Annotated in this window: 4 protein-coding genes and 2 pseudogenes; 2 read left to right on the plus strand and 4 right to left on the minus strand. The window is 42.5% G+C overall.

The genetic code is table 11. The features are described 5' to 3' along the window. Positions 1-301: 301 nt before the first annotated feature. Positions 302-1,033: pseudogene (locus V7K89_RS34720) on the plus strand (aminotransferase class III-fold pyridoxal phosphate-dependent enzyme); the annotation flags it as partial. A 109-nt stretch (positions 1,034-1,142) separates the two neighbouring features. Here the strand turns inward: V7K89_RS34720 and V7K89_RS34725 are convergent. From V7K89_RS34725 to V7K89_RS34740, 4 genes are all read right to left on the minus strand, one after another. Beyond that, entirely contained in the window at positions 1,143-3,614 is a 2,472-nt protein-coding gene (locus tag V7K89_RS34725) for a hypothetical protein (protein ID WP_442941844.1), read from the minus strand. Between the two features lie 1,120 nt (positions 3,615-4,734). Then, positions 4,735-8,346, minus strand: coding sequence for a pyruvate:ferredoxin (flavodoxin) oxidoreductase (nifJ, locus tag V7K89_RS34730; RefSeq protein ID WP_335195416.1), 3,612 nt, complete (start codon positions 8,344-8,346; stop codon positions 4,735-4,737). 732 nt (positions 8,347-9,078) lie between these two features. Next, on the minus strand, positions 9,079-9,717 hold the full coding sequence (locus V7K89_RS34735) for a DNA polymerase subunit beta (protein ID WP_335195417.1): 639 nt from the start codon (positions 9,715-9,717) through the stop codon (positions 9,079-9,081). Positions 9,718-9,719: 2 nt separating this feature from the next. After that, complete coding sequence (locus tag V7K89_RS34740; protein WP_335195418.1) at positions 9,720-9,947, minus strand: nucleotidyltransferase domain-containing protein; 228 nt, start codon at positions 9,945-9,947, stop codon at positions 9,720-9,722. A gap of 193 nt (positions 9,948-10,140) precedes the next feature. Here V7K89_RS34740 and V7K89_RS34745 point away from each other — a divergent pair. Then, positions 10,141-10,466: pseudogene (locus V7K89_RS34745) on the plus strand (IS4 family transposase); the annotation flags it as partial.

The raw sequence follows: 10,466 nt of genomic DNA on the forward strand, positions 1-10,466 counted from the left end.
CACAGGAGTAAGGTTTCATTCTACAGGCACTTAGACGTTGATATACTCCATCATCCCATACTGTATTGCACTCAAGCAGGAACTGCTATAATAGTGAAGCTGTTATGCTTCAAAAAATATAATATGACGCGATCGCAGAAGTTGTGTTATCAAAACGGGCAAAGTCTTACAAAATAAGAAAATCTTTACTATGAAGCTTTTTCGGTAAATGCGTAATTCTTACAGCAATGGAATCAAATGCTACTGTAAGCAATCAACATTTAGCGTTTAATCATCAGTAATCTTTAAATAGAAAAAAATTATGTTAAGTATTCCTATAAAACTAAATTTACCTCGTATACCCCGTATAGTAACTTCCTTACCTGGCCCTCACGCTCAAGCAATTGTACAACGCGATCGCGCTGTAACTTCCTCTTCTTACACCCGCGATTACCCATTAGTTGTATCTCGCGGTTAGGGCTGCATGGTAGAAGATGTGGATAGCAATGTATTTCTGGATATGACCGCAGGTATTGCCGTTACCGCCACTGGACACGCTCACCTGGAAGTTGTCAAGGCAATTCAAGAACAGTCGGCGCGGCTGTTGCACATGTCAGGGACAGATTTTTATTATGAGCCAATGGTGGAACTAGCGAAACAATTAGCAATTCGCGCTCCTTTTCCCCAGCCACACAGTAATGCAGTGTTTCCCGCAAAGATATTTTTCACCAATTCCGGGGCAGAATCCAACGAAGGAGCAATTAAACTAGCTCATATTACACTAAGCGATCGCTAATTGTGGCATTCTTAGGTGCATTTCACGGACGTACTTATGGAGCAATGTCTCTGACTAGTTCTAAAGTAGTGCAGCGAACTAATTTTGGGCCTTTAGTTCCTGGGGTGACTCATATCCCCTATGGCACTCACGCTAGCTTAGATTACTTGGAATAACAGCTATTTACGACGATTTTATCACCGCAAGAAGTGGCGGCGCTCGTAATTGAACCGATTCAAGGAGAGGGTGGATATATCGATACCCGAAGATGGTTTTTTGTAGCGAATTCGGGAGATATGCGATCGCCACGGTATTCTGATAGTACTGGAGTGTTAATAAAGGATTCAATTTCAAGGTTCTGAGCTAGTCGTTTTGTGTTTTGAACGAACTATGCTTGCAACACAAAATCTGATGCCGTCAGAGTTGGCGCACCAATTAGAGTTGCGAATAGACCACCACTGCCAAAACCAGCCGCACTACCATTTTGGTTGTAGAACAACTGCCCACTTACAGCGTCATAGACAATTTTCGCCGTGCTAGCCCCAGGTGAAGAAGCGATTTTAAAATCACTGGCGTTACTAAAACCTATTCCGGTAGTTGAAGCAATCACATTAAAGCTAGTCTTATCCAGTACAATCTTGTCACCTTGGGAACTGTTGAAGTCAGTAATGGTATCTACACCAACAGCAGTCAGGGCAAAGGGAGCATCGGTATTGTAAAGGAATCTATCAGCACCTGCACCACCAACAAGGATATCATTGCCAGCACCGCCAATGAGAGTATCATTACCAGCGCCACTGCGTAACAGGTCGTTGCCACTCAAGCCATTGATGGTATCATTACCCCCCTGACCATTGATAACATCAGCGGAGTTGTCAAAACCCGTGATGTTATTGGAGAGGTCATTGAGAAATGTAACTGTGTTTTTATTGAAGATGCTGCTAGGATTTGAGTTGGCATCCAAGACATCAAAACTGTCAGTGATGCTGGTCTGGTTATCAAACAAGATATTACCGATCGCTAGTTTACTAACCGATGCGGGTAAATTATCTAGGTTTTCTAATTTAAAGTTTTGCAGAGTGACTTTGGTATTGCTTGTATCTTCAAAAGTGACTTCTAAATTATTGCCGTTTTGAGTTAATTGCAGATTTTTCGCAGTCAATCCACTACCTGTAAATTGCAGTGTATCAACATTGGCGATCGCTGCTGATGGGTTTGTGCCTTTACCTACGCCACCAAAATCGGTAATAATATCATTGCCATCGCCAGGGCGAATCACAAATTTATCTTGACCACCGTTGCCAGTGAGGGTATCATTACCAGCTTTACCGTCAATGATGTTGTTGTTAATTGTGCCTTTGAGAGTATCTGTGCCAGGAGTTCCCATCAGGTTAATGGTGTTGCCACTGCCTATATTTTTTCCGCCAAACAGCACGTAGCTCTGCCCTGAACTGATGCCGTTGGGGTCGGCATAGGGTGCCCCGATAATCAAGTCGTCGATACCGTCATCATTGATGTCTCCTGCACTGCTAACAGAGAAGCCTAAGCTGTCACCTGGATTAATGCGCTTGATGGCAAAGCCATTAGTGCCATTGAGAGTGGAAAGGTTGAAACTGGAATCAAAACCCCCCTTGCTGCCAAACACCACGTAGCTCTGGTTGTTTGAAAATGTGCCGATAATCAGGTCGTCGATGCCGTCGTCATTGATGTCTCCTGCACTGCTGACAGAACTACCTAAGTTGTCACCTGGATTGATGCCGTTGATGGCAAAGCCATTAGTACCATTGAGAGTGGAGAGGTTGAAATTGGAATCAAAACCTCCCTTGCTGCCAAACACTACATAGCTCTGTCCTGAAAACTTATCGTTGGGGTCGGCATTTAGTGCCCCGATAATCAGGTCGTCGATACCGTCGCCGTTGATATCTCCCGCACTGCTGACAGAGTAACCTGAGTTGTCATCTAAATTGATGCCGTTGATTGCAAAGCCATTAGTGCCATTAAGTGTGGAGAGGTTGAATTGGGCATCAAAACCCTCCTTATTGCCAAACACCACGTAGCTCTGCCCTGATAAGGAGCCGTTGGGGGAGGCAAAGCGTGCCCCGATAATCAGGTCGTCGATACCGTCGCCGTTGATGTCTCCCGCACTGCTGACAGAACTGCCTGAGTCGTCACCTGGATTAATGCCGTTAATGGCAAAGCCGTTAGTGCCATTAAGAGTGGAGAGGTTGAAACTAGAATCAAAACCCCCCTTGCTGCCAAAGACCACGTAGCTCTGATTTGAAAATGTGCCGATAATCAGGTCGTCGATGCCGTCACCGTTGATGTCTCCTGCATTGCTGACAGATATACCTGAGTAGTCAATTGTATTAATGCCGTTGATGGCAAAGCCATTAGTGCCGTTGAGGGTGGAGAGGTTGAATTGGGCATTAAAACCCCCTTTACTGCCAAACACCACATAGCTCTGCCCTGACTCGGTGCCGTTGGGGGAGGCGTTTTTTGCCCCAATAATCAGGTCATCGATGCCGTCGCCGTTGATGTCTCCCGCACTACTGACAGAGGAGCCTGACAAGTCAACTTCATTGATACCGTTGATGGCAAAGCCGTTAGTACCGTTGAGGGTGGAGAGGTTGAGTTTGGCACCAAAAACTCCCTTGCTGCCAAACACCACGTAGCTCTGCCCTGATAAGAAGGCGTTGGGGGAGGCACTTCTTGCCCCAATAATCAGGTCGTCGATGCCGTCGCTGTTGATGTCTCCTGCACTACTGACAGAAAAGCCTGACAAGTCACCCTTATTGATGCCGTTGATAGCGAAGCCGTTAGCGCCGTTGAGATCCGAAAGGTTAAAAATTGAATTTGCCATCATTTCTCCGGTATTATTTTTTATAAGTTATTTGTCGTTAGTCATTAGCAAAGATACTTATATCGCAAGGCGTAATTTGTAATTTGTAGTTTGTAATTACGATTGCGTAAAGATTTTAGACATTTCCAAGGAATCGCTTATTTTTGCTAATCTGTACTAAGAGGCTGAGTACCTAGCTGCTCGGTCAGAATTTTCACAAAAATCTTAATACAATTCGCTCTCTGAGCCTTTTTTCCACTGCCATTAGATTGGCGATCTCTTGTTGTGGTGTTGTAGATTGGGCGATGATCTACGATGGGCTACGCCTACGTACCTGCTCTTTTTTAAAATTGATTTCTTCTAAAATTGATTTGCATATCTATTAATATTTCTTTACTTACCCTTTGTGATACCTTTCTACTGCCACATCTGAGCGATAGCAATAATTGAATAATTTGTCAGCTTGTAATTTGTAATTAGGAAATTTAATCGCGAATTACAAGCAGTCTTTTGGTGTCAGCTAGTAACCTATTTGATTTTGTAAGCAAAAATTACTTTAATAACCGTTAAATCACCTAAATGCTCTTATAAATATCTAAGCATTGTCAAGAGGCTGGGTATGATTCTGATGAAGTTAAAGTGAATTTTAGGAAGTGCTATATTAAGTTTTTGTGTCAGCGATAGCGTGCTTCTATGTCCAAGTAAGCTAGGCAAAGCCTCTTGTCGAGAAGCGTTAGTGAATCTTCTGTGCAACCCGCTCTTGCATTCGAGCCTCACAGTCTGTCGTAGACATTGCACTCTTTTTTACAGATTGGGTTGAGGAATTAAACCCCATATTTGCGTGTTTGCTGACTAAACTGTGGTTTAATACAACTTATACTACAACGTTAGTAACTAAAATGGTGGTTTTGTAACAAAAATTTCTATGTTTGTAACGAAAATAATGAATTTAGTAACCAAAATGGTTTTTTTCTCACAAAATTTATAATGTTTGTAACAAAAATAATGAATTTAGTAACTAAAATGGTTTTTTGTAACGAAAATTCTGATGTTTGTAACAAAAATAATGGGTTTTCATAACGAAAATTGCGGCTTGAGTTACTCAAGCCGCAATTTTTATAACTAAAATTAGGGTTAATGTTCAGAGAATATCGCGTTTTGCCAGAAATTGGTACGTTTGCCAACGTGCATCTACTTCAGCTTGGGCTTGTTCTAACAAGTGTTTGGCAACGTCGGGTTTGCTCTTGGTGAGCATCTTGAAGCGATTTTCTTGATACATCGAATCTTTTACAGATTGTGTAGGCGATCGCATATCCAATTGCAATGGATTTTTACCCTGTTTTAGCAACTCTGGATTATGCCGATACAGCAACCAACGACCTGATTCTACCAGAGTTTTTTGGTTATTCATCCCGGTGGTCATATTAATACCGTGGGCGATGCAATGGCTGTAAGCAATAATTATTGATGGGCCATCATAAGCTTCTGCTTCCAAAAATGCTTTCAGGGTATGTTCATCTCTAGCACCAAGGGCTACACTCGCTACATAGACATTCCCGTAGGTCATGGCAATCATCCCTAAGTCTTTTTTTGGTGCTGGCTTACCACTGGCGGCATATTTAGCAACTGCGGCTCGTGGCGTAGCTTTGGAAGATTGACCGCCTGTATTAGAATACACTTCTGTATCCATGATCAAGATGTTCACATTTCGACCACTAGCAATTACATGATCGATTCCGCCAAAATCAATATCATAAGCCCAACCGTCACCGCCAACAATCCAGACACTTTTTCTCACCAAGTAATTTGCAAGAGATTTGAGATTTTGGATTTTGGATTTGAGATTGAAGTCGAAAGTGACAATTTCATCTAACCTTTGCTGCAACAGTTCTATCCTTTGGCGCTGTTCCCAAATGTCAGCCTCAGATTTTTGTTCAGCTTTCAGGATGGAGTAGACAAGGTTTTCATCTATTTCACTCCCCAATTCTTGCAACAATTCCGCCGCAAACTCAGCTTGTTTGTCGAGGGAAAGGCGAAAGCCATAACCGAATTCGGCGTTATCTTCAAATAAATTATTAGACCACGCCGGGCCGCGTCCTTCGGCGTTGGTTGTCCAAGGAGTTGTAGGGAGATTACCACCATAAATAGAAGAACACCCTGTAGCATTGGCGATGACGGCGCGATCGCCAAACAATTGTGTTAATAATTTCAAATAAGGTGTTTCACCACAACCTGCACAAGCACCAGAGAATTCAAATAAAGGTTCTTGCAGTTGTTGTTGGCGAATCTGGTTTAATTTTAGCGATCGCCTGTCAGGATTAGGTAAACTCAAAAAGAAATCCCAGTTTTTTCGCTCTTGCTCTTGCAATGGCAACTGCTGTGCCATATTAATTGCTTTGAGCGATGGCTCAGATTTATTTTTAGCAGGGCAAATATTTACACAAATCGTGCATCCCGTGCAATCTTCTGGGGCAACTTGAATGGTAAATTGTTGATTGGCAAAGTCTTTATCTTTTGCACCAGTTGACTTAAAGGTTTCTGGTGCATTAACTAATTCATCGGCTTGATAAGCCTTCGCACGGATGGCACTGTGGGGACAAACCATGACGCACTTACCACATTGTATGCAGACATCCGGCTCCCATACAGGTATCTCTTGGGCAACGTTACGTTTTTCCCACTTGGCAGTACCTACGGGAAAAGTGCCATCAACAGGTAGTGTGCTAACAGGTAAATCATCACCTTCCCACACCATGATTTTACCCAGAACTTCTCGCACAAATTCGGGAGCAGAATTAGAAGAGACGCGATTAATCGCGTCTGTACAAGAGTGAGGATTTTGGATTGTCTGTGGGATATCTACTTTATGTAAGTTGTCTAAAGTGTTGTCTACAGCTTGCAAGTTCATGCGGACAACTTCTGCACCTTTTTTACCGTAAGTCTTGTCAATCGCTTGTTTAATTTTAGCGATCGCTTCTTCTTGCGGCAAGACACCCGCTAAGGCAAAGAAGCATACCTGCATAATCGTGTTAATTCTGCCACCCATACCACTTTCGCGGGCAACTTGGCTAGCATTGATTACATATAACTTCAAATGCTTGGCGATAATCTGCTGCTGCACCTTCAACGGCAGATATTCCCAGACGGTATCTGCATTATATGGACTGTTAAGCAGTAAAGTCGCCCCAGGAATAGCAGCCTTCAAAACATCTATGCGTTCCAGAAATCCCCAGTGATGACAACCAATAAAGTTGGCTTGGTCAATTAGATAAGTGGAGCGAATTGGCTCTTTACCGAAACGTAGGTGAGAGACGGTCATTGAGCCAGATTTCTTAGAATCGTAGACAAAGTAGCCTTGGGCGTAATTGTCGGTTTCTTCACCAATAATCTTGATGGAGTTTTTGTTAGCGCCAACAGTGCCATCAGCACCCAACCCATAGAACATTGCCCGAACAACATTATCCGATTCTGTAGAGAAATTAGGGTCAAAGCTCAAGGAAGTATAGCTAACGTCGTCATTAATCCCAATCGTAAAGTGATTTTTTGGTTTAGCTTGAGCAAGGTTGTCAAAGATGCCCTTCACCATCGCCGGCGTAAATTCCTTAGAAGAAAGACCATAACGACCACCAATAATTTTAGGGGATGAGAAAGTATTTTCTCCCCCTGCCTCCCCTGCTCCCCCTGCTCTCTTATCTCCCCATGCTTCATGAATAGCAGCCACCACATCTAAATACAATGGCTCACCGGCGCTACCTGCTTCTTTGGTGCGGTCGAGAACTGCGATCGCTTTTACACTAGTTGGTAATACTGCAACAAACCTTTGGACATCAAAGGGGCGGTAAAGTCGCACTTTCACCACGCCAAGTTTTTCACCACGGGCGTTAAGGTAATCTACTGTTTCATGGACGGTTTCACAACCTGAACCCATAAGAACGATAACGCGATCGGCATCGTTAGCACCGTAATATTCATAGATTTGATAATGCCTTCCTGTGCGTTCTCCAAATTCATCCATGAGCCGCTGGACAATATCTGGACAAGCGTTGTAGTAAGGGTTAGCGCCTTCACGCCCTTGAAAGTAAACATCGGGGTTTTGGGCAGTCCCCCGCAACACTGGACGATCTGGGGTGAGGGCGCGGCTGCGGTGGGCGAGTATTAGGTTATCGTGGATGAGCGATCGCAAATCGTCATCTGAAAGCAGTTTGACTTTTTGCACTTCATGGGAGGTGCGGAAGCCGTCAAAGAAATGCATAAACGAGACTCGCGCCTCTAAGGTAGCAGCATGGGCGATGAGAGCAAAATCTTGACTTTCCTGCACCGAAGCGGAACACAGCAGGGCGAAACCAGTCGCCCGAGCTGCCATCACATCGCTATGGTCGCCAAAAATTGATAAAGCATGGGTAGCCAAGGAACGGGCGGCAACGTGAACTACAGCGCTAGTCAACTCACCAGCGATTTTGTAGAAGTTGGGTATCATCAACAATAATCCCTGAGATGCCGTAAAGGTGGTACTCAGAGAACCTGTTTGCAAAGCCCCATGTACAGCACCAGCCGCTCCTCCTTCGCTCTGCATCTGCACGACGCTGGGAACAGTACCCCAGAGGTTAGGACGATTTTCTGCTGACCAAGCATCAGCCCATTCACCCATTGCTGAAGAGGGGGTGATAGGATAAATGGCAATCACTTCATTTAATTTGTAAGCAACACGGGCAACAGCCTCATTCCCATCGATGGTTGCAAAGGTTTTGTTCATAATATGATTTTTGTCCCCGCCTCTAAGCTGCATTATCAGAACACGTGAATATAAGAATCAGAAATAGCCAGTACTAGAAAGTAATACCAATTTGAAAAAAGAATGCGACAGATATAGCAAAGTCTGAGTGCTGTTAGCGTCAGCAGGGCGTTTAGCTCGTGCTAAGTAAAAACCCAGTTTTGTCAAGGCTTTGAGCGATCAACACTGTCCTAACCTATGTGACTACGACTATATATACGGACATACTTTTGTTCTGTCTGGCTTTCTTAATTTTGAATTGGTATAAGTGTATTACCTGTATTAAAGATTTATCGGTAGGATTTACTCCGTGTTAAAAGATAGTTTGTTGATAGCTTTAGGCTCTTAAGTTAACTTTCAACAAATATTGCATCTATTAATATCTCATCTGCAATTCTGCATCTATTAATATCTATTAATAATGTACTCAATGACCAAAGTCTTTATTTGATAACACTTTCAAACAATTTATTCTTTTTTGTGGGGTATAGGGTCGGGAACAATACTACTTGGTTAAGAAAATTTATAGGTTGGTTAAAGGTGATAAAACCCAGCAAAGTTCTGAAAATGTTGCGTCTAAGTTCCTCAACCAACCTATGCTGAAGTTATTTGTTAAGCAAAAACTACGCAGTTTTGGAACTATTTTGTACGATGATCAAATATCACTTTCAATCCCATAGCAACAGAAGCACAGAAGCAAGATGGCAATAAAAATTACATTGCTAATCGCCGATTTCCATACCATTGACTCAAATCATTCTCAATCGCCTCAATAATCGTGATCGCCTCAGTTATTGATTTTGCGTCGGCAGCTAAAAGTGCAAACGCTTGCTCAACCCGTTGTTGATAGTCTTGCGGGCAAATAGCAAACCTATTAGCAACTGCGATTGCCCCCTTTTCATTCAACAGGTAATCTTGATTAAGCGCGAATAAAACCTGATTAATACATGCCACACTGCGGAAACAACAACCTGCTGCGTAAACAACATCATTGCGTGCGATCGCCTTTTTTGCCACCAGCAGCGAGAAACTTATTTCCCAGGCGAAAGTATCAATAGTTGCCTGTTTCAGCCCAACTGGATAGGGCTTTGTTTTTACCTTCAAAGCTTCTAAAATACCATCAGGGTCGTAAAGTGCCTGACAAATAGCAATTTTCCCCATATAAATAGAAGACACAAAGCCATGAGGGTGTCCTGGTTGATAATCAATAGTAATCCGTCCTATATGGCAATCATCAATGACACGATTGACCTTCACCAAATCGCGATAGAGGAAATCTACACCTACACCTTCTACCACAAGCCAACCGCCGCCGTTAATCCATTTTCCCCATTCACCAATGGCAGTAATCAAATTTACCCGATGCTTATCATCAGCTTATCATCAAGCTCACAAGCGAGGTGATTTAGAGCAATTAAATCGGGCGGGTTTTCTGGATTATAATAAATCCCCAAATCCACATCTGACTTTAGGGTATGGTTGCCCCGTGCCCGTGAACCACCCAGTGCGATCACTGTAATTCCCTCAATTGACCGCAAACTTGAAACAATATGGTTGATGAATTGAGATGATTCTTTATTCATAGATTTTTGCATTGCTGCCATAAAGTTTGACCAAAGGCAAACCTCTATGGGGAATACTACTAATAAAAAGTTGTTTTATATTGTTAGATTTATATGATAAAAAACAGAAATGTTGAATGCTAAGAAAAATTAGATAAAAATAGCCCAAAATATGGTAGTTTTGGGCGAAGGATTAAAATACATTAGTTTGATTGTGATTATAAATTCATTTCCAATAATTGTCAAAGATATCCTGAAAAGCCTGCCCAAAAATGATTATCCAGTATTGAACAGTCGTCTATTCTTTGAGTGCTGGCTATCCTATGCTCTGGATCAGAGTCTAACAAGTAAGTATGCGAGATTTATTTAAAAGGTTAAATAACACAGGATTTGATGTAGATATTTATACTTTTTCTAAAGCTAGTTCTCAGCGCGCGCCAAAACCATTTCAAGAGATTTATCAGAAATTAAATGAGCAAGTGCAGAAGAGAACTTATAATAAATTACATGAGAAATATGCAATTTGTCCAATTGACTCAA

It is taken from the genome of Nostoc sp., from assembly GCF_036917515.1.
Classification (GTDB): domain Bacteria; phylum Cyanobacteriota; class Cyanobacteriia; order Cyanobacteriales; family Nostocaceae; genus Nostoc.

Bases quoted from the DNA above. Each gene is read 5' to 3' on its own strand.
- V7K89_RS34725 (WP_442941844.1), bottom strand. From the start codon at position 3,614: ATGGCAAATTCAATTTTTAACCTTTCGGATCTCAACGGCGCTAACGGC.
- nifJ (WP_335195416.1), bottom strand. From the start codon at position 8,346: ATGAACAAAACCTTTGCAACCATCGATGGGAATGAGGCTGTTGCCCGT.
- V7K89_RS34740 (WP_335195418.1), bottom strand. From the start codon at position 9,947: ATGAATAAAGAATCATCTCAATTCATCAACCATATTGTTTCAAGTTTG.